The organism is Leptonema illini DSM 21528 (assembly GCF_000243335.1).
In the GTDB taxonomy this organism is placed as follows: domain Bacteria; phylum Spirochaetota; class Leptospiria; order Leptospirales; family Leptonemataceae; genus Leptonema; species Leptonema illini.
In genome coordinates this window covers 1101320-1119750 of record NZ_JH597773.1, presented here as the reverse complement: position 1 = coordinate 1119750, position 18431 = coordinate 1101320, and the positions used below count along the sequence as shown (strand labels likewise).

Genomic DNA, 18431 nt, shown 5'->3' with positions numbered 1-18431 from the left:
TTCAGGCCACTCTTCTCAAATACAGGTAGCCGAGAAGTCCTGAGATAAGAGATCCCGTGAGAATGCCGATCTTCGCGTCGGCGATCAGCGAGGCGTCTTCGTAGGCAAGGCCGGTGATAAAAAGCGACATCGTGAAGCCGATGCCGCCGAGCAGGGCGGCGCCGACAAAATGAGCCCAGCGTACGCCTTCAGGAAGCTGTGTGCGAAACAGCTTCGCCGTGACATACGCAAACGAGAAGATACCGATGAGCTTCCCGACAAACAGGCCGGCGGCGATATTGATGCTGAGCGGACGACTCAGGCTTTCAAGAAGGTTGCCTTCGATGGTGACGCCGGCGTTGGCGAAGGCGAAAACGGGCATGATGAAGAAGCTCACCCAGCCGTGCAATCCGTGCTCGATACGCTGCAGTGGAGACTGTACCTTCTCGAGTTCTTCGTTCAGATCTTCCATGGCATTGAGCTGTTCATGGCTGAGCAGCTTCTCTGTGTCGGTCTCTTTGCCGGGCGCCTTCTCGAAAAGCGCAAGGTTCTCGCGCATCGAGGCGACGAACTCGCCGGCCTTTGCAAGAGGGTTGATCGGAATGGCGAAGGCGCCGAGTACGCCGGCCACCGTCGGATGCACTCCCGATTTCAGGAACAGGTACCAGACCACGAGACCCGGAATCAGATACGCCGCCAGCGATCTGATGTTCATGCGGTTAAACAGGAACATCAGCCCCAGAAGCAGTGCGGCAAGGCCGAGCAAAGAGAGCTGCACGCCGGTGCTGTAAAAAAGAGCGATGACGATCACGGCGCCAAGATCATCGACGATGGCGAAGGCGGTAAGAAAGACCTTAATGGTTAACGGTATGCGGGCCCCGAGAAGCGAGAGCACGCCGAGCGAGAAGGCGATGTCGGTGGCCATGGGAATGCCCCAGCCCTCTGATCCAGGACGGCCCTGATTCAAAAGGAGGAAGATACCGGCAGGCAGGATCATACCGCCAAGAGCCGCTCCGATGGGAAGGGCGGCCTGCTTTACCGTCGAAAGTTCTCCTGCGACGATTTCGCGTTTGATTTCGAGACCGACGACGAAGAAAAAGACGGCCATCAATCCGTCGTTGATCCACAGAATGAGAGGCTTCGTAAGATGAAGGGCTTCAGGGCCCAATGAGAAAGGAACCTGCCACAGAGCGTGATAGGAATCTGAGTAACCGGAGTTTGCCCAGATCATCGCTGCGATCGTACACAGGATGAGCAGAATCCCCGATGAAGATTCCATCTGAACAAAGCGGTCAAACGGCGAGAGTATGGTGCTGATAACGCCGGGCGGTCTTGTCTTCTTCTTAGCCATAGTTGCCGGGAAGAAATGAAAGAGCGGCTCAGAAGACAAGGGTTTTTTATTTACAGGATTGAATTTCTTCGATCAAGTGCATCGTATATATGAAAGATACCGTAAAAAAGAACTGGATGATCTACGGAGCGAACGGGTACACCGGAGCTCTCATCGCCGAAGCCGCCGCCGGTTCTTCGATGCGTCGGCCTGTCCTGGCAGGTCGCAATGCCTCTCAGATTCAGGCCCTCGCAAGCCGCCTTGATTGTGAAGCGCGTGTCTTTGATCTCTCCTCTGATTCTGACGTTATCGCAAAGCAGATTGAGGATTGCGCCGTCGTGCTGCATTGCGCCGGTCCCTTTGCTTTTACGGCGAAGCCGATGGCCGAGGCCTGTATGAAGGCGAAAACCGCCTATTGCGATATAACGGGTGAGATCGGCGTTTTTCAATCTCTTCACGAGATGGATGCTAACGCACGCCACGCCGGCGTGCTGTTGCTTCCGGGCGTCGGTTTTGACGTGGTGCCGACGGATTGTGTGGCGCGAACGGTGTATGAAGAGATGCCGACTGCCGTTTCGCTCCGGCTTGCCTTCGCCGGATTATCGCATATATCGGCCGGTACGATGCGCTCGGCACTGCTCGGACTCGCCGATGATTCGGTCGTGCGTAAAGATGGTCGGGTAACGTCGATTCCCTATTTCAGCAGAACCGCTCAGCTTGATTTAACCGATCGAACCGAAACGTATCATGCGATTCCATGGGGAGACGTCTTTACAGCCTTCGTATCGACGGGCATCCCGAATATCGAGGTCTTTACGACCGTGCCGTCGTCGCAACGTGTGCTGCTTGGCGCCCTCATGCCGCTTCGTTCACTGCTCGGTCGTTCAAGGGCCCGGTCATTCTTCGGTGCTCTTGGAAAGATGCTTTCGCCGCTCGTAAAAGGCCCCGATGAAACGGTACGCCGCACGGCGCGCGCTCGTATCGAAGGACTGGGGATGGACGGTCGCGGCCATACGCTCTGTCTGCGCCTTGAGACGCAGGAGGGATACGCCTTTACGGTCGAGAGCGCTCTTGCCGCCGTGCGACGTATTCTTGACGGACGTCTGGAAAAGGGGCATGAGACCGGTTTCCAGACGCCGTCGTTAGCCTTCGGTTCAAACTTCGTATTCGAGGTCGGTCTTACAAGATGGCTGTAAGCGCTTGAGGTCCCGTCCTCTGGCAGCATCACTTTATATCACTCGACCGGCTCTTCCATCGACATCATGAGAAAGCCCGAGAAGGCGCCGTTATCGGGAGCGACATCGGGCGAAACCATCTTACGCATTTTTAAGATGAGGGATCTGTAATCCTTGTAGAAGGAAGAATTCGGCGTCGACGTGTATTTGAGATCTTTGACTTCAAAGAAGTCGATGACGGCCTTTGCCGTAGTCGGTTTTACGATGACCTCTTTTTGAGCATCGTAGTAAAGAAGCAGAGCGGTTAACACCGGCCATTTCGCCACTCCGAAGGGCTTCAGCTGAGACGAGAGCTGGTCGAAGCCTTTCAGCCGATCGCCATGCAGCATCTCTTTCAGGGCGAGCACGATTTTCTTGCGATCCGTATCGCTCAGCGACGGAGCGACATTGCGCAGCTTCGTCTTCTCAAAGACCGATACGACGGTGGACTGCGATATGATCTTTACGAAGCTGTCGAGAACGGCCTGCGTATCCTTGAACCTATAGGCAGCAAAGGCCTCCTGAACGCTTGCAAGCAGTTTCGGCTTGTGATGCTTTTTTACGATGGCCTGTAGCTCCGGATGCTTGAAGCCGCCCGGATAGCGCTTTAAGAAAGATTTTTCGGCCGCTTTGAGTCGCTTCTCGTTCACAGACTGAGAAGTACGCTATGGCGCATTTCTGTCAATAAAGAAGCGGTCCAGACGGTCGAGCATACGCGCATCGGTTAATCCCGTTCGGTTCAGCAGCAGGACGCTTGCCCTTCCGAGGCGCGGGTACAGGCGTATCTCGGCATAAAAACCGCCTCCTCCGCCGGCATGGCTGAAATACGGCTCGCCGTTCAGGTCGCCGCGCCACCAGGCAAGCGTGACCGGAAGACTGTCACCGGAAAGCAGCGCGTCGCGAATCTGCGGCGTGAACGGAGCATCTCCTTTGAGCATCGCCTGAAGATAACGTATAAACCCTCTGTGATTGCCCGACAGGCCGCCGTAGGCAAGCCCGTTCATCTGAACGGGCTGAAGCGTGCGCCATCCACTTTTGCTATCGTTCGAGAGGATCTTTTCATCAGAGAGAAGAAAGGACATGAGCAACGTCGCCGGCGACCAGCGTGCGGCATGACCGGTTCCGTGTGGCGTCGACGACGTGCGAAAAAAGAGGCGCTCGTCGGAGCGCAGCTGCAACGGCGCAAGAATGTGTTTCTCGATGTATTCGTCATAGTCTAAACCGCTTTGAGCCTCTATAAGCCTTCCGAGCGCAACATAGCCGACATTGGAATAGGCGAACTTTGCTCCGGGCCTGCCTTTCAAGATGGCATGTTCTTTGAGAAGCGAATCCTCCCACGTCTGTCTGTGAAACGGACGATCGAGTCGGTGAATCCAGCGCAGTGGCATCGGATTCGCAAAGCCGGCCGTATGGTTAAGCGTCTGACGCACGGTCGGTTGAGAAGTTTCATTTCCAGAGTCATAGCGGACGGCCTGGCCGGGCAGATACAGCGAGAGCGGTGCATCGAGATCGATCTTTTTCTGATCGGCCAGGTGCAGAACGGCGAGGGCGGTAAACGTTTTTGTCACAGAAAATCCGGCGAACGCCGTCTCGCGCTCGACGATCGCCCCGCTGAAGATGTCGCTCTTTCCTCCCTCGTAAGAATAGAGGATGTCGTTAGTCGAGGCGAAGGCGTACTGTATTCCCGGAGCATCGTCAAGCATGCGTTCGAGCTCAAGTTGAACGGGCGAGGCCTGCAGCGCCGTCGGAGCGGCAAGTAACCAGATCAGGTGTTTCATATCGTTCTCCTGTCGTTAAGCGGAAAGAAGGTCAGAATGGCCCGGTCATAGGCCTTGCTGAGCGACCCTGTGCCCTGCATGGCCACGGGCAGACCGAAGAACAATCCGGAAAGAGAAAGTGCGATCGTTTTCGCGTCGGCCCTGAGATTGCCATCTGCTGTGTTGTCTTGATTGCTGTCGTGAATTGCTTCGCTTACGGCCTTCTGTAGCAGCGGACCGAGGCCTGTGTCAGGCAGATCGTCAAAAGGAGCGTCGCCGAATACAAGTAGCTTCTCCACTCGGTTCAAGGGGCGCCATTTACTCAGGAGCTCGGGCACCGATCTGCGGGCCTGAAAGGCGATGACCTCAAGTAACAGCCGACCGGTGGTGTCGTTCATGCTGGCCGTTTCGCGAAACAGACGACGGATGGCATCGACGCCGCGATGCTTCTGCAGACGTAGCGCCATATCGACGCTCCAGATTTGAATAAAGAACAGAAAGAGATGATCTTTTTCGGGGAAGTGGTTGTAGAAACCCGGCTCTGATATGCGCGCCTTTTTGCAGATCTCGCGCACCTGAATGTCGATGGCAGGGCGTTTTTCAAGCATCTCAAGAAAGGCGTCAAGAACATCAAGACGCGCCTGTGCCATCTTGCGCTCTCGCAGAGGCAGCTCGTCGGGAATGGCGCCGTATCGCCGGAAGGGCAGCATGAAACGAATATAGTCTGCTTAAAAAATATAGTCACCTATAAAATAGTGAGCCCCGGGGCAGTGCGAAGCGAATAAACCATAGAGGGCTTCCGGGTAGAGGTGATGCGTGGTCGAGCAGTCTCAGCCCGGTGAATTTGCCGATTCTTCTCTCCGAGTCCTCAGAGACCTCTGTGGTAAAAATGATTTCCCGCGAATCTCTCTTGACTGTGCCGCTCGCCGTCGCACGCTGAACCGTTCATGCGAAAAGAAAAAAAGGGCGAAAAGAAGCTCGATAAAAAGCAAAAAAAAGATATCATAAAACGTTACGAACGGCACCTATCCCGATACAAGGCTTCGTATTATCGCAAGGTCGGGCTTGATCTGGTGATGGGCCGGCGCGAAGGCATCTACTTCTGGGATCTCTCTGGAAAGAGATACATCAACTGCCACTGTAACGGCGGCGTCTTCAATCTCGGCCATCGTCATCCGCGGGTGGTGTCGGCGCTTCAGTCGGCGCTCGGCGAGTACGATATCGGGAACCATCACCTGATTTCGGGGCCGCGATCCCTGCTGGCGGAACGCCTGTCTCAATCGTTTGCGAGCGGGCGTGGAAAAAGCGAGCTCAGCCGCGTCGTCTTCGGAGCGTCGGGCGGCGAGGCAGCCGACCTGGCCATCAAACTTGCTCGGGGTTATACGGGACGGCAAAAGATCGTTTCTCTGGCCGGCGGCTATCACGGACATACGGGTCTTGCTGCGGCGACCGGCGACGAGAAATACCGTAATCCCTTCGCCCTGCATCTTCCCGATTTTGTGCAGGTTGCCTTTGGCGATATGGCGGCGATGCGAAAGCAGATCCAGGGAGCGGCGGGTGTTATCCTCGAAACCGTACCGGCGACGCTGGGCATGCCGATCTTTCCCGCCCAGCAGATGCGCGAGATACGCCAGCTCTGCGATCGGTACGGCGTCGTCATGATTATGGATGAAATCCAGACCGGGCTCGGGCGCACGGGCAAAGTCTGGGCCTACCAACACTATGATATCGTACCCGATATCGTAATATCGGGAAAAGGGTTATCCGGGGGCATGTACCCCATATCGGCGACCTGCTACAGAGAGAAGTTCGAGCAGGTCTTCAAGAAAGATCCCTTTATTCATATATCGACGTTCGGCGGCGCAGAGGTCGGATGCAGCGCCGCTCTGACCGTGCTTGATATCGTCGGTGATGCGGACTTTCTCAAGCGTATCGAGACCTCGGGGCTGTTTTTCGAGCAACGCTGGAATGAGTTAAGCGGTCGCTTTCCCGAGATTACCGAAGTGCGACGTCTGGGAATGTTTATGGGCATTCGCATGCGTTCTCCTGAGGACTGTCTGATACTTGTGCGCACGCTTCTTGATAACGGAATCTTCGCCGTTTATGCCAATAACGATAAGCGCGTGCTGCAATTCCTGCCGCCGCTTATCGTCAGCGAAAGCGAGCGCGAAGAGATTATGCAGATCGTCGAGACGTCGCTCAAAGATAAGAGCCGATTGAAGTATCGCCTTCTTAAGGCAGTTCTAAAGAAGATGCTTCAAAATTGAAGCGTCTATAAGCTATTTTAAGATGGCTTCCATTCTTGGTGGAATAGTGAACATGAAAGATAAACTGGCGGGAAAAGAGATATCCTTAACAGATGCAGCCGTCGAAAAATTGCGGCGTTTTGAGGCGCAGCTTGATCCGGCACGGCCCGAGGCAGGACCGTATGCTCCTCGCATCATCGGCTACGGCGAGATGAGCACCGTATTTAGCTTTGATGATGTAGATCTGAAAGGCCTTGCCTTCAAGCGTATGGCCGTATTTCGAAGCGAGAGCGAGATCCTGCCCTACGAAGAGAACTTCAAGCAGTATTCGCGTCTCCTGAACGAGATCGGCGTCTTTACTCCCGATTACGGAGTGCTTCGGCTAAATCGTCATCATCATCCCGTGCTCTATATCTTTCAGCGCATGGTTGATCCGCTGCGTATCGGCCCGGCGTATTTAAGGGCAACCGATCGCGAGTCGGCGCTTGATCTGTTTCAGAGAGTGCTGCTCGGTTTTGATCGAGTCTTTTCGTATAACGCCGACCATGACGATCTGTCTCTCGGCTTCGACGGACAGATGTCGAACTGGGCCTGGCAGGACGAACGCCTTTTCTATCTCGATACAAGCACGCCGCTCATGCGTCGCGATGGAGTCGAACAGCTTGACCCCGAGCTCTTTTTGCGTATCTGTCCCTCGTATCTGGTGTGGGTGATTCGGCTGTTCTTCCTGAAAGATGTTCTCAATCGTTATTATGATCTGCGCCTTGTCATCATTGACCTGATCGCCAATCTTTACAAAGAGAAGAAAATCGATCTGATTGATCCGTTTATCGAGGCCGCCAACGGCTTTTTACGCGAGCGATATGCGGATCTGAAGCCCATCCGACGCAAAGAGGTGGACGCTTATTATAAAGAGGATGCCTGGATCTGGCGCATCTTTCTGGCCTTTCGCAAACTGGAGCGCTTCGTAAAAACAAAGATCCAGAGGACGGAGTATGAACTTATTCTGCCCGAGAAGGTGGAGCGATGAACCGCATCAATCTGGCGATCGCAATCCTGCTTGCGATCTTTGTCGCAACGATTATCATTACTCGACCTGAGTCGAAGCCTGATACCTCACATAAGCCCGAGAAAAAAGAGCAGAGCCGATGATTCGATGTTGACTCGACAGGCGATCGTCTTTAGAGTAAAGAGGAATGCGTCCCACCGATCCTCCCATGAATCTGAGCCGAGCCGGGCTCGACCTTGCCCGCGATCTTTCCGTGAATGTGCTGCGTGGGTTGCGTGACGTCGTAAGCCATTCCGTCGAGCAGGCGTCGGATCGCAGGCCGACGGTCGCCTGGCTCGATCAATTCATCGGTGAAATAGAAAAGGCCGGCCGCAAGACAGTAGAGGGACTGAACGCCGCTCTTGATGCAACGACCGATGCCCTCACAAAAGCCCGGCAGTCCGTCGATATGGCCGATGAGACGATCCGCAAGGCTTTATTCGAGAATGTTGCCGTCTCAAGTATAGCAGGCGCCTCTTTTGCCGGCATAACGATCTCTGAGATCCGTCCGTCGTTTCGTCGAAACGGTCGGGACGTCGGTATCGATGAGGCGCTCGAAGGATCGACCGATAAGGCACTGCTTCTCTGTGTGCCGGGCCTCTTCTGCGACGAAGGCATGTGGTCCGGGCTGCATGCCGTATTTGAAAAGATGGGCTATCATCCGCTCTATGTTCGGTTTAATCCGGGGGCCCATATATCGGATAACGGTCAGGCGCTTCTCGAAATGATCACAGAGATCACGACGAGAACCGCTAATAAGGTTAACGTCGTGACGTACAGCCAGGGTGGATTGATCCTTCGAAGCGCTCTTTATTTGATGAGCGATCGCAGCCGGATGGGGCGTTTACTCCTGATCAGCTCCCCGGACGGAGGATCCTATATCGAAAAGATAGGATTCTGGGTTAACGCCGCCGCCGATGCCATACCGCTTTTTCCCGCACGCCTGTTCGGTCAGATCGGTAACGAAAGAAGCGACGCCATGAAGGATCTCTCGCACGGGCTCATTCGCGAAGAGGACTGGAAGAACGATCCGCATCCGGACCGATACGGCCGTCATTATTATTTTGGAGAGCTTGATGGCCTCGACGCCTATCAGGCCTACGGACTGATCACAGAAGACGCAAAGCATCCTGCTTCTGTGCTTGGTGACGGCGTCGTAGAGCGACCCAGTCTGGAGCGCCTGCAATCGGTATATAAAGCAATGCCTGCTACCGAAACAGGACGCGTTCATTGCCTCACTGGCCTGTCCCATTATTCGATCATCGGCTCAGAACAGATTCGCGCATTGATCGAACGACTGTTCGCCGAAATGCATTGTCCTTGACGCATAAGAGAGGCAAGGTACTGTGCATGCGACTATGAGATCGGCGGCGATGCTTCTTGTTTTTATCATTACCGGCCTGACGGAAGCGCTTCAAGCGGCACCGGGCCGGCTGGAGCGAATCCTTGCAGCAAAAGAGCTGCGTGTTTGCATCTGGCCCGATTATTACGGCATATCGTATCGCAATCCAAGAACCAGGCAGCTGAACGGTATCGATGTCGAGATGGCAGAGCAGCTTGCTCACGACCTGAACGTACGTCTTCGCTTCGTCGATAGTTCGTTTGCGAAGCTGATCGAAGATATGACGTCGGATCGCTGCGACGTCGCCATGTTTGCCATAGGCATTACGGCAGAACGTTCAAGGTATCTTCGCTTTACGAGCCCGCATCTGATCAGCGACGTTTACGGCATTACGACCCGCTCGAACCGACGTATCAAGCAGTGGAACGATATCGATCAGGAAGGCGTCATCGTCGTCGTCGCTCGCGGCACATACCATGAAGGCGTAATGAAGGAACGTCTGAAAAAGGCGCGCCTGCTCGTAAAGGATACGCCGCATGCACGCGAGCAAGAAGTGGAATCGGGAAGGGCCGACGTTTTTTTGACCGATTACCCGTATTCGCGACGCATGCTTGATGCCGTCGACTGGGCTCGAGTGATCGCTCCTCCAAAACCGTTTCATCTGACGCCGTATGCCTATGCGGTCGTTAAAGGCGACGATCGCTGGCATGCAAGGCTTGAAGAGTTCGTAAAAACGGTTAAGAAAGACGGTCGTCTTCTTGCTGCGGCAAAGCGTCATCGACTCGACGGAATTCTCGCACCGTAGCATTCATGGTTTTTCTATCGCGTCGATTGTTCTTTGCCGTTCTGGGCGGTTTTATTCTGACCGTCGTTGCCGGAACGCTGTACTTCTTGATGCGCCTTCGCGAAGAGGTGATCGCCTCGCAGATGCAGATGGCCGAGCTACACGCCCGCTCGCTCGAAGATCAGCTGACACAGAGCCTGCATGTCGTCGACCTCTCTCTTTCCCGTGTTCCCGGCGAGCAGATCGACGTTTCGGCCGCTCTGCGACTGGCTCCGTATATACGTTCGTTATCCGTGCTCGATCGGCACGGGCGGATTCTGTCGAGCTCGAATCCCGAGAATTCGGGCATCATCGTGCCGACAGAGGATTTCTTTCCAGAACAGGGCGACGACATACTTCGAATCGGATCTTCTCGAAATGGGCGCGATTGGAACGACAGGGTAGGGGATGGCCGACGTTTTATTCCGGCGGTGCGTGAGGCGAATGGTCGGCTTCAGATGGCGTCGCTAAACCCCGACTATTTTATCAATGAATTTGTGCACCGGGTCGACGATAAGACGGGCGTTGTACAGCTTTTGCGTTATGACGGAGTGCTGCTGATCTCAACCGATGAGAAGATGCTGCCCGATGGCAAACAGGTCTGGAGAGAGAGGCTTCTTGCCCGTGAGTTTGACACGATTGATAACGCGAGACTCGGGCAGCGAGACTATATTCTATCATACAGGGCCTCGCGAACGTATCCGCTCGTTCTCGTCGTCTGTCTTGATCGTTCTGTGATCCTGGCCGGGTGGCGCTCTGAGGCGTTGATCTATTCGATCGTCGTTTTTGCCGTCTTGCTCGGTATCGCCGGGTTATCCGTTTTCTACTATGATCGGATGGCAGAGGCGGCCGAAGAACGCAAGAAGGCGGAACGGCAGCTCCGACTGTCGGCGAGCGTGTATGAGGCCAGTCAGGACGCCTTTCTCATAACGGATGAAAAAGCGGCGATCATCTCGGTGAACAGAGCTTTTACGCGAATCACGGGTTATACTGAAGATGAGGTTCTGGGAAAGAATCCGAAGGTGCTCGCCTCGGGCGTACATTCGAGCGAATTCTATGCAGCGATGTGGAAGGATATCCTTGAAAAGGGCTACTGGCAGGGCGAGATCGTCAATCGTCGCAAAGACGGAAGCACTTACCCTGAGTGGCTCAGTATCACGACCGTGCGTGATCACGAACGAATCACACACTTCATTGCTAACTTTGCCGATATCACGGTAAGAAAGGCCGCCGAAGAGAAGATCCGCTATCTTGCCTATTATGATACGCTGACCGATCTTCCGAATCGACGGCTTCTTTATGATCGACTCAGTCAGGCGCTGTCGACGGCGCAGCGGCATAGCAGTTACGGAGCGCTGCTCTTTATCGATCTCGATCATTTTAAGAATCTAAACGATACGCGCGGCCATGATACGGGCGACAGTCTCTTGCAGCAGGTCGCTCTGCGTCTGTCCACCACGATTCGCGTCGGCGATACGGTAGCGCGCATCGGCGGCGATGAATTCGTCGTTCTCCTTGAATTCCTGGGCGAGAACGAATCGCTCGCCGCGCGAAGAGCCGAGAAGATCGCCGGTAAGATCCGTCTCGCCATCGGAGCTCCTTATCTGCTTGATGATCGCGAGTATCATTGCACTCCAAGCATCGGCATAGCATTATTCACTCCGCAGCAGACGGCCGCCGAGACGCTACTAAAGCGGGCCGATGTGGCGATGTACCAGGCAAAGTCGGCAGGACGAAATACCGTACGGTTCTTTGATCCTGAGATGCAGAGTCTGATTGAGCGGCGAGTTACCCTTGAGAACGAGTTGCGCGATGCCCTTCATTACAAGCAGTTTATTCTGCACTATCAGCCGCAGGTGGATCGCAACGGGCGATCTGTGGGGGTCGAAGCCCTCGTTCGCTGGCAGCATCCCGATGGTCGCATCATACCGCCGTCAGAGTTTATCGAGCTGGCCGAAGAGACGGGCCTCATCGTTTCGCTGGGTAGCTGGGTTCTCGAAACGGTGGTCGCGCGGTTAAGTGAATGGGCAAACGATCCGGAAAGATCGCATCTGAGTATCGCCGTAAACGTCAGTGCACGACAGTTTCGCCAGCCGGACTTTGTGGAAATCGTCAGTCGGCTGGTCGAGGCGGCGGGAATCGATGCGTCGTTGCTGCGACTTGAGCTTACGGAAAGTCTGCTGCTTGAGAATATGGAAGAGGCCATCGCAACCATGACGGCTTTGAAGAAGCAGGGAGTCAGTTTCTCGCTTGACGATTTCGGAACGGGTTATTCGTCGCTTGCCTATTTAAAGGTGCTGCCTCTTGACGAGCTGAAAGTGGATCAATCGTTCGTTCGAGATATGCTTTTTGATGAAAAGAATGCGGCCATAGCGCGGGCGATCGTTAACCTTGGACAGAATCTTGGCGTGACCGTCATTGCCGAAGGCGTCGAGACCGACGCTCAGTGGCAGTTCCTGATCGAGAACGGCTGCCATAGTTTTCAGGGTTATCTGTTCGGGCATCCTTCTGAGATGTGAGATGGTAGCCAGTGGATCAGAGCGATGAGAGGCGCTGAGAGAACCTGGAGGCGCCCCTTATGAGCGCGTCCAGTTCGGTGAAGAAATCGCTATCGGCAATCAGCCGGCCGGTGGTTTAACCGGTGCGGACGGAGTTTCAGGAGCGGCAGGCTCTTCGCGCTCTTCTTTCTCTTCGCTTTCTTTCGGGGCTTCGAGAGCCTTCGCGGCCAGGCCCGCTATCGAGGCGTTGTTGTTCGTGCTCAGCTCTTCGAGGGCTTTACGGCCTTCGTCTTTCTCGGACTGCTTATCGCTATGGAACTGCGCTATCGCCTTCTCAAGCAGAACGGCATCGGTTACGGTCGTGAAATCCCGCGAAACCTCGCTGGCGCGAATCCAGCCGCGAAAGTGACCGGCGGCCGCCGTGCCCGTTATCTCGAACCAGGTCTCGGCCTCTTCTGAGCGACCTTCGATAAAGGCGATCGTTCCCTGCTTGAGCGCATCGGCGTTGAATCCTTTACCGGCTGTGACGACGGGACGCTGTAGAAGCTTCGGCGAGTCGCTGAGAACGACGGCAACCTCGGTGGCGAAGTGACGCTCTTCTGCGAAGCCGACCTTATCCCCGGCGGCGCGAACCTTGATATAAGCAACGGGACCCTTCGGACCGTCGACGTTAGCCTTATCTTCGACCTCGACCTTCTCGGTTTTCGTGAGCGTCGTTACATAATCGCCCTTTGCAGTGCTGCCCGCTTTTGAATAGAGAGCGATCGCATAACGCGCATAGCGCAGATCGGCATCGGCCTGCGGCGCATCGGCCTCTTTTTTGCCGCACTGAGCGGCAAATATGAGAGCGGAAAGCAGAACAAGCAGCGTTCTTTGCTTTGCGGTCGTTTTGTTTATCATCGGTGATCTCCTTATCTGTGTGTTTGAAGGCCGGCCCCTGAATTCAAAGCGCCGGCCCGAGTTTATTAGTTCTGCGTATCGACGAGCGTAACGAAGGCGCCGTAGACGTAGCCGGTGCGTCCCTTGAAATCCTTCACCTTATACCAGAAGTCTTCGTATTCCTGACCCGTCGAAGAGAGATACGTGTATTTGCGCTTGCCGCGTTCCAGTACTTCCACGACCTCGTTTTCGCCAAGTATGCCGTGTGAAGCGGCCTGCTCATTCGGTTGCTGTCTGAAGTTCAACGATGTAGATAGCACGGCGTATTGTTTGCCCGCTTTGTTCTTTTTGAGCACGTCGTTGATGCGCGAAAGAAGAGGATGTGACGGATTCGCCTTCTTGACGCGAATGAGCGTTTGAATCGTCGTCTGCCCTCCGAAGTTGCCGATGGCTTCGATAGCGGCCGCCGCTATCTCCTGATTCTGATCAAGAATGCGAGCTTCGAGGATGGAGACCGATTCCGGATTGCGCAGTCGTCCCGCCGAGCGAAGACATGCGGCGACGAGAGAAGGGTTGGAATCTTCACAGTAGCGTCGGATGTTATTCCATTCGTTGCGAGCGCCGATCGTGCCAAAGCCTTGGATGGCATAAACGGTCGCATCGACGATGCCCCAGTTCAGAGCTTCGCGAAACTTCGCCGCATCGTTGGGTTTGCCCGTCAGCGAAAGACCCTTCAGAGCGGCCAGTCGAACGTCGGGATTCTTCGTGTCGCCGAAGCCTTTCACGAACCACGGATAACTCATCGGATCGCCGATCATCGCAAGCGATTGCATCGTCGCCGTGCGCACATACCGGTCGTCGTTGTCAAAGGCGTTCTGCAACTCGACGCGTCCCTGCTTCAGTTTGCCGAGCAGCTGCGCCGCTCGCGAACGCAGTGCGGATGTTTCGCCGTTCGCCAGAACGTCTTTCAGGAAAACGACGGAGGCGTTGCTGACGATCGCATCGAGGCGATCGAGAACGGCAGGCTTCTCCGCCTCTGCCGAAGCTTTGTAGGCGGCGTGAACCTCGGCCTCGGTTTCTGCAGATAGGGAGAGGGGCAGTAGCAAGGATAGTGCGACGAGGACGTAGCACAGATACATAAGTTTCTTTTTTATTCTGTCAGCGTAAAGCGCCGGTCGTCTCATCGTCGTCATGGCTGTCGCTCCTGAAAGGCATTTTAGATAGTGTGAACGTGTACCATCCGTTTACTGATGTGGCAAGAAGAAAACAGATCTTGACAGGAAGATCGCTACCAGTCCGAGCTTGCGCCTCCTCCTCCGGAGTCCCCTCCACCGCCTGAGTCCATATCCTTACCCAGAAGTATTTCTCCTTGTACTGTTTTTGAGCCCGCGCAATATGTCGCATGAAGAAACGACAGCAGAGTGCTCAGGAACCACAGGAGCTGGATAGCGAAGTAGCCAATTGGGGGGCGCAGGAATTCGCCAGTGCAAATATCGGTGATGCGCGTTTGAACGCCAGACTCATTGCTGTCGCTGAGGCTTTCATGCAGAAGCCGGGTGCATCTGTTCCAAAGGCGTCGGCAAGCTGGGCGGGTGCGAAAGGAGTGTATCGGTTCTTTGACAACGCCAAGGTGAACTCACAGAATATTTTAAGTCCGCATACAGAGTCTACGAAGCAAAGGATCGAGGGTCGAGAGCTTGTTCTTGCGATTCAGGATACATCGACGATCGACTATAGCACTCGTGACGCTACCGACGATATTGGACCGGCCGGCAATCGCCTTACAAGAGGACTTATGCTTCATCCCACTCTTGCCGTTACTCCCGAAGGCACACCGCTCGGACTATGTCCCAGTGATAGTTAGACTTTGAGGCGGGACCCACTGAATGCATCCTATGCCGAGATCCGCTCGTCAATCTTTTTATCCAGGAAGCTGTTTAAGAACTCATGGATATGAGTGTATGACCGCACCTTACGGAATTGTTCCTCCTGTGATAGCAGGAGACTGCCGACCCATCGGAGCACCTGGTCTGTCTGAGGCCTTGACCGTTTAACCCGGTTAAGCTGAGATCTGGGATTCGAGAATGCCGAATCGATCAGATTGGTTGTGTAAAAGGATGTTCTCAATTTCGGCGGCATATTGATGCGATGCAGCGTTAACAGTGCCTCTAAACCCTCCTGAAGACTCTGAGAGGCACTGTAGCTGATGGATTCGAGCCATGATAGAACGGACCGCATCTCGCTTGCGACATCTTCGTAACTGTTAGCGCTGAATGCCTGCTTGTATCTCTTGCAGAATTCTGCATGATACTTCCGTGGGAGCTTGGCAAGAACATTTCTCTGTTTATGAAGGTAGCAGAGTTGGATCTCTGCCTTCTTTCCGAAGAACTCTCTGGCCGCTTTTTCAAGAGCCTTTGATCCATCCATGACGACAAGCACACGATCTGTGAAGCGGATATCACGGCTCTCGATTGATTGAAGGACACTGAGTGCGCTATCAGCATTCTCTGTAGACCCCTCAGAAATGCCCAGAAAATGCTTGTTTCCGGCCGTATCGACCCCGAGAGCAACGATTACGACAGAGCCGCCGAATACGATGCCATCAAGAACAATACACCAGAATGTCTGATCAGGAAACCTGCGTGAATTCAAATGATTGAGCGACTCACGGCTGGACTTCACAAACTCCCGCGAAACCGCACTCCGCGAAAGGCCGAGAGAGGCTTCTGTCTTTCTCAGCGTCTTTTCATAGTTCCGGGTGCTGATGCCCGCCAGCATCAGGCGCTCAACATGCTCGCGAAGATCAGAGCGATCCTGAAGGATCTCATATCGCTCCAGCTTCACCTCCTTGCCGTTACGTCGAGCTCTGGGCTTCTGGATGGCCACCCTTTCTCCATCGAGCACAATGGAACCTCGCTGGCTGCCGCCTCGATGAGCAAATCCACGGCCTCTCTTATGCTCCCCTGTCTTGCCGCATAACGTTTCGATTTCTTCGAGAATCAAAGCTCCTACGTAGCCGAGTGCAAATTCGCGCACACGGGAATCGAGGCTGGTTCGAATATAATCCCGAAACTCATCGGCCGCCAGGCTTTGTGTTTGACTGTTTTCTGCCCGTTCGTTCTTCTTCACTTGGAACCCTCCGTAAGGGAATGTGGTTGTTCGGCCCATTTTGGGCCAGGGTTCCGCCTTTTCAAACTCTAACTAAATTCGGGACATAATCCACCGCTCGGAATACTGGATCTACAAATCTGGAATAGACCTGACAACACATGGTCTTCTGAACTCACACGTGAGGAAAGAAGAAATACTCCTCTCGAAGACAAAGAGAGCATGAAATGGATAAACAGCTACCGCAAGGTCTGTGAGATTCAGAAGGAGATGAATGATAAAGTTCACTTCGTAAACGTCTGCGATCGCGAAGGAGATATGTATGATCTCTTCCTTGAACATCATAAACTATCTACAGAAAATCCGCCTGATTTGCTTGTTCGAGCTGCAAAAGACCGCAAATTGGCCGGGGATTCGGGCTTTTTGTGGGATTTCATGGAGTCCATAGATGTATTCGGTGAGTATGATATTCAGGTTCAAAGAAAGGTGGGTAAGAAAGCAAGAGAAGCAACGCTGCAAATACGCTTCTCAAAGATAACAATGCGACGGCCTTTTCACCGATATCCTGTGAAAGAGAATCCATCTTTCGATCTCTATGCAGTATATACATGCGAAAAAAAATCCACCGCAAAAGGAAGAGGGGATTTCATGGATGCTGCTCACCACAATGCCGGTTCTCACTTTCGAAGAAGCCGTTGAGAAGGTGGAATGGTACACCGATCGCTGGATCATTGAGACTTTCTTCAAGGTCCTCAAATCTGGATGCAAGATTGAAAACCGACAGATGAAGACCGGAGCTCGACTGATGTCATGCATCACAGTCGATAGCATCATTGCATGGAGGATCCTTTTCCTGACATTCATAGGCAGAGAACTTCCGGATCTCTCCGCAGAAATTGTTTTTGAACCACACGAATGGCAGAGCCTGCACTGTCGGATCAACAATACATCCGAACTCCCAAACACGGTTCCTTCTCTCTATACTGTCATGATTCAAATTGCGAAGCTCGGTGGTTTCCTTGCAAGAAAGAGCGATGGATTCCCGGGGCCGATCACCATATTCCAGGGGATGCACGTCCTCTACGATATGGCCGCCGTCTACAAAATCCTCCGCCCAGAGGCTACTTCTGGGTAAGGATATGGCCTGAGTCAGAGGAGCTTGAGTCAGAGCTTGAAGACGAATCGTAGCTTGAGGAAGACTCATAGGAATCATACGAAGAACTGGAGTCAGAGCTCGGTGAAGAGTCGTAGGACGAGCTTGAAGAGCTGCTGTTGTATGAGCCTGATCCTCCGCCTTTCGCAAAGCGTGAGATCAGAGATCCCAGGAAGAATAGCCCGTTTGCCGCAAGAAGCAAAAGGCAGACGACGAAGTAAAGAGTAAGCCAGAAATCGGGAAGCTGCCATCCAAGAAGCATCACCGGAACGGCCGGTAGCCACAGTATGGCGGTTAACCCGAGAAGCCATTTCCCGGCAAGCCGGCCGCCTTCTTCTCTGGAAAAGAACCCGCTCAGAATCCCCGGCAGGTTCAGAGCGCCCAGTATAAGCCAGAGGATGATAGCGATGAGCGAATCGTCCGGCTCTTCTTCGCCGGCATCGGCAGGCGGCAGCTCTTCGCCGTCGATCACACCGATCAGGCGATCGACGCCGGCCTCAATGCCTTCTGCGTATCTCTCTTCTTTAAAAAGAGGGCGTACCGTATCGGCGAGGATCTGTTTTGCAAAGGCATCGGGGATGGCCCCTTCGAGGCCGTAGCCCGTATGGATGCGCATCTTGCGGTCGTTTTTTGCGATCACGAAAAGCACTCCGTCGTCGACCTCTTTGCGGCCGGGACGCCATGCCTCGAAGAGACGCTGCGAGAAATCCTCAATCGTCTCGTCATCAAGCGTGGGAATCGTGACGACGAAGATCTGCGATCCTTTGCGCTCGCGCAGCTCGCGGATCTTCGTGGCAATGCGACTTCGGTCTGCTTCTGGAAGCATCGATGCCGTATCGGTGATCACACCCCCGAATTCGGGCAACGGAGCGGCAAAGAGAACATCTGTCGATAGAAGGCCAGTCGCAAGAAGAGCGTAGAAGAGCAGAGAACGAATCGTGAATCTTTTCATTCTTCCATAGGATATGGCCCGTTGGATTCTCTCAAGAGATTTTGCTTTTGCCCGCGGAGCACTTGACTCGCCGGATCGTTGTGATTATTCGATCGAACTGGC

General features: G+C 54.0%; 18 protein-coding genes. 10 read left to right on the top strand and 8 right to left on the bottom strand.

Annotated features, from left to right (window positions below; translation table 11 throughout):
- Position 1 precedes the first annotated feature (1 nt).
- Positions 2–1330 carry a Na+/H+ antiporter NhaA gene (nhaA, locus tag LEPIL_RS05080; RefSeq protein ID WP_002770617.1) on the bottom strand — a complete coding sequence of 443 codons (1329 nt, stop codon included), beginning with the start codon at positions 1328–1330 and terminating at the stop codon, positions 2–4.
- Between the two features lie 89 nt (positions 1331–1419).
- Between nhaA and LEPIL_RS05075 the strand changes: the two genes are divergently transcribed.
- A complete protein-coding gene (locus LEPIL_RS05075; protein WP_002770615.1) occupies positions 1420–2505 on the top strand; it encodes a saccharopine dehydrogenase family protein in 1086 nt (361 codons plus the stop codon).
- 38 nt (positions 2506–2543) lie between these two features.
- Here LEPIL_RS05075 and LEPIL_RS05070 read toward each other — a convergent pair whose 3' ends face one another.
- The 3 genes from LEPIL_RS05070 to LEPIL_RS05060 are packed head-to-tail and all read right to left on the bottom strand — an operon-like array spanning position 2544 to position 4990.
- Positions 2544–3173, bottom strand: coding sequence for a hypothetical protein (locus LEPIL_RS05070; RefSeq protein ID WP_002770614.1), 630 nt, complete (start codon positions 3171–3173; stop codon positions 2544–2546).
- Between the two features lie 15 nt (positions 3174–3188).
- Entirely contained in the window at positions 3189–4301 is a 1113-nt protein-coding gene (locus LEPIL_RS05065) for a serine hydrolase domain-containing protein (RefSeq protein WP_002770613.1), read from the bottom strand.
- Entirely contained in the window at positions 4298–4990 is a 693-nt protein-coding gene (locus tag LEPIL_RS05060; protein WP_002770609.1) for a TetR/AcrR family transcriptional regulator, read from the bottom strand. Before LEPIL_RS05060 ends, LEPIL_RS05065 begins: the two co-directional genes overlap by 4 nt.
- A 237-nt stretch (positions 4991–5227) precedes the next feature.
- On the opposite strand from LEPIL_RS05060, the gene LEPIL_RS05055 reads away from it, so the two are divergent.
- The 6 genes from LEPIL_RS05055 to LEPIL_RS21665 are packed head-to-tail and all read left to right on the top strand — an operon-like array spanning position 5228 to position 12258.
- A complete protein-coding gene (locus tag LEPIL_RS05055; protein ID WP_002770607.1) occupies positions 5228–6547 on the top strand; it encodes an aspartate aminotransferase family protein in 1320 nt (439 codons plus the stop codon).
- Between the two features lie 52 nt (positions 6548–6599).
- Positions 6600–7556 carry a DUF6206 family protein gene (locus LEPIL_RS21670; RefSeq protein ID WP_052608174.1) on the top strand — a complete coding sequence of 319 codons (957 nt, stop codon included), beginning with the start codon at positions 6600–6602 and terminating at the stop codon, positions 7554–7556.
- Positions 7553–7678: a hypothetical protein gene (locus LEPIL_RS24025; RefSeq protein ID WP_002770604.1), complete on the top strand. Its 126-nt coding sequence runs from the start codon at positions 7553–7555 to the stop codon at positions 7676–7678. Before LEPIL_RS21670 ends, LEPIL_RS24025 begins: the two co-directional genes overlap by 4 nt.
- A gap of 44 nt (positions 7679–7722) precedes the next feature.
- A complete protein-coding gene (locus tag LEPIL_RS05045; RefSeq protein ID WP_002770601.1) occupies positions 7723–8898 on the top strand; it encodes an esterase/lipase family protein in 1176 nt (391 codons plus the stop codon).
- A gap of 34 nt (positions 8899–8932) precedes the next feature.
- Positions 8933–9721, top strand: coding sequence for an ABC transporter substrate-binding protein (locus LEPIL_RS05040; protein WP_040918317.1), 789 nt, complete (start codon positions 8933–8935; stop codon positions 9719–9721).
- A gap of 5 nt (positions 9722–9726) precedes the next feature.
- Positions 9727–12258, top strand: coding sequence for a bifunctional diguanylate cyclase/phosphodiesterase (locus tag LEPIL_RS21665; RefSeq protein WP_002770595.1), 2532 nt, complete (start codon positions 9727–9729; stop codon positions 12256–12258).
- 99 nt (positions 12259–12357) lie between these two features.
- On the opposite strand, the gene lenA is transcribed toward LEPIL_RS21665, so the two are convergent.
- Together lenA and LEPIL_RS05025 are read right to left on the bottom strand one after the other, a co-directional pair.
- Entirely contained in the window at positions 12358–13137 is a 780-nt protein-coding gene (gene lenA, locus LEPIL_RS05030; RefSeq protein ID WP_002770594.1) for a lipoprotein LenA, read from the bottom strand.
- 65 nt (positions 13138–13202) lie between these two features.
- The gene (locus LEPIL_RS05025; protein ID WP_002770592.1) at positions 13203–14309 is read right to left on the bottom strand and encodes a HEAT repeat domain-containing protein; all 1107 of its coding nucleotides are present in this window, start codon (positions 14307–14309) and stop codon (positions 13203–13205) included.
- Positions 14310–14518: 209 nt separating this feature from the next.
- Here LEPIL_RS05025 and LEPIL_RS05015 point away from each other — a divergent pair, with 209 nt between their 5' ends.
- Positions 14519–14980 (top strand): IS4/Tn5 family transposase DNA-binding protein, encoded by a 462-nt coding sequence (locus LEPIL_RS05015; RefSeq protein WP_052608172.1) that lies wholly within the window; start codon positions 14519–14521, stop codon positions 14978–14980.
- A gap of 29 nt (positions 14981–15009) precedes the next feature.
- On the opposite strand, the gene LEPIL_RS05010 is transcribed toward LEPIL_RS05015, so the two are convergent.
- Positions 15010–16245 carry an IS256 family transposase gene (locus tag LEPIL_RS05010; protein ID WP_002769350.1) on the bottom strand — a complete coding sequence of 412 codons (1236 nt, stop codon included), beginning with the start codon at positions 16243–16245 and terminating at the stop codon, positions 15010–15012.
- 201 nt (positions 16246–16446) lie between these two features.
- Here LEPIL_RS05010 and LEPIL_RS23885 point away from each other — a divergent pair, with 201 nt between their 5' ends.
- On the top strand, positions 16447–16923 hold the full coding sequence (locus LEPIL_RS23885) for a hypothetical protein (RefSeq protein ID WP_052608170.1): 477 nt from the start codon (positions 16447–16449) through the stop codon (positions 16921–16923).
- Entirely contained in the window at positions 16820–17359 is a 540-nt protein-coding gene (locus LEPIL_RS23880) for an IS4 family transposase (protein ID WP_040918311.1), read from the top strand. The genes LEPIL_RS23885 and LEPIL_RS23880 overlap by 104 nt, the downstream gene beginning before the upstream one ends.
- Here the strand turns inward: LEPIL_RS23880 and LEPIL_RS04995 are convergent.
- Positions 17346–18329: a TPM domain-containing protein gene (locus LEPIL_RS04995; RefSeq protein WP_002770590.1), complete on the bottom strand. Its 984-nt coding sequence runs from the start codon at positions 18327–18329 to the stop codon at positions 17346–17348. The two genes, LEPIL_RS23880 and LEPIL_RS04995, sit on opposite strands and share 14 nt — an antisense overlap.
- Positions 18330–18431: the final 102 nt, after the last annotated feature.